General features: G+C 66.0%; 2 protein-coding genes and 1 pseudogene. 1 reads left to right on the top strand and 2 read right to left on the bottom strand.

What is annotated here, in order from left to right:
* Window positions 1-36: 36 nt before the first annotated feature.
* On the top strand, window positions 37-675 hold the full coding sequence (locus AC1D00_RS40465; RefSeq protein WP_477014554.1) for a DapH/DapD/GlmU-related protein: 639 nt from the start codon (window positions 37-39) through the stop codon (window positions 673-675).
* Window positions 676-749: 74 nt separating this feature from the next.
* On the opposite strand, the gene AC1D00_RS40460 is transcribed toward AC1D00_RS40465, so the two are convergent.
* Window positions 750-1,133, bottom strand: a complete 384-nt coding sequence (locus AC1D00_RS40460; RefSeq protein WP_477014553.1) for a hypothetical protein — start codon at window positions 1,131-1,133, stop codon at window positions 750-752.
* 156 nt (window positions 1,134-1,289) lie between these two features.
* Window positions 1,290-1,573: pseudogene (locus AC1D00_RS40455) on the bottom strand (hypothetical protein); the annotation flags it as partial.

Raw genomic sequence — 1,573 nt, 5'->3', positions numbered from 1 at the left:
AACCCACCCTACGGCATCTGCTATCGGAGCCACCTCATGGATGCCTCACCCCGCCCCAAGATCGCGGAAACCATCATCCATGAAACGGTGCGCCGGCGCGAGGCGCAGATCGGGCGGCGCTGCGAGGTCCTCGCCAACACGCGCATCGAATATGCCTCGCTCGGCGACTACTCCTATCTCGGCGAGAATTGCGACGTCGCCGATGCCGCAATCGGCAAGTTCACGGCGATCGCCAATTCGGTGCGGATCGGCGCGCCGAACCATCCGATGGGCCGCCCGTCCCAGCATCGCTTCACCTATTGCCCGGAATACTACGAGGCGAGCGCGACGCGCGACCGTGACTTCTTCGCGGATCGCCGCGGCGACCGGGTCATCGTCGGCAATGACGTCTGGATCGGCTATGCCGCGATCCTGCTGCCGGGCGTGCGCGTCGGCGACGGCGCGGTGATCGCGGCAGGCGCAGTCGTCAGCCGCGATGTCGAGCCCTACACCATCGTCGGCGGCGTTCCCGCGCGCCCTATCCGCAAACGCTTCGACGATGCTGTCGCGGAGAGCCTGCGCCGCATCGCCTGGTGGGATTGGCCGGATGAGTTGATCTTCGAGCGCCTCGCCGATTTCCGCTCCGAGGCGATCGAGGAATTTTGCAGGCGCTACGACCCGGCCGCCAACGCGTAAGGCGGATCCATCTCCCAAAAACAAAAATGGCCGGGCGTGAGCCCGGCCATTTTGATTCGGTGCCTGCGTCCGCCTCAGTACAGCGGGAAATTCTGCGGATAGCCGCCGACGTCGGCCGGCGGGGACAGCGGCTGGCGATCGATCGGGCGGTTGAGGTTTTCGCGGGCGAAGGACGGATAGCCCACCGCCGGCGGGAAGGCGTAGTCGGTGAACTTGCGATCGCCCGGATTGACCTCGGTGCCGCCGTCGAGCCAGGAGCGCTTGCTCACATAGATGCGGGTTCGTCCCTGCTGATAGACCGTGTTGGGGCCGCTCGGGCCGTAATACGGCCGGCCGCGCTCGTCATAGCGCTTGATCTTGGTGTCGGCCGAGGCCGGCGCCGCGRAGACCATGGCAATCGCGGCGCCTGCCGCAAGCAACGTCGCCAATTTGTTCGCGGCAGAAAATTTCGAGCTCATCACGTCCCCTTCAGGCGGCAAGCCGCCAGTCGATTTCGACCCATACTAGCCCGGTCGGGGTGGCCGCAACTAGGTCTATTGGGTCACACCAGAGCGGAATAATCGTACGCGCCGGCAAAAGTTGCATGAATACCAGCCACTTGAGCTCAATGCCGGTCAAAGCGCTCCGCGCAATTGCGCGTTCGCGGCGCCCAGCAGCCAGTCCGGCGCGCGCTGGGGGTCGCAACCCCTGCGCTTGAGCTCGGCACGGGCGAAGAATTCCGCCAGCTTCGGCTCGTTGCCCGAGGTGAGCAGCGTCAGCCGGTTCAGCGTGCAGGCGATGGCCGCGCGCCGGGCGGGCAGCGTATCGCCCTGGCAGGAGAAGCCGGAGATCTGGAGCGCCGGCTCCTCGCTGCGCTTGAGATAGCCAAGGCATGCCTGTGCCGTGCCGGTCGGACGGA

The organism is Bradyrhizobium sp. P2_E8, assembly GCF_056403875.1.
This window is presented reverse-complemented; position numbering and strand designations above follow the sequence as displayed.

Bases quoted from the DNA above. Each gene is read 5' to 3' on its own strand.
- AC1D00_RS40465 (WP_477014554.1), top strand. From the start codon at position 37: ATGGATGCCTCACCCCGCCCCAAGATCGCGGAAACCATCATCCATGAA.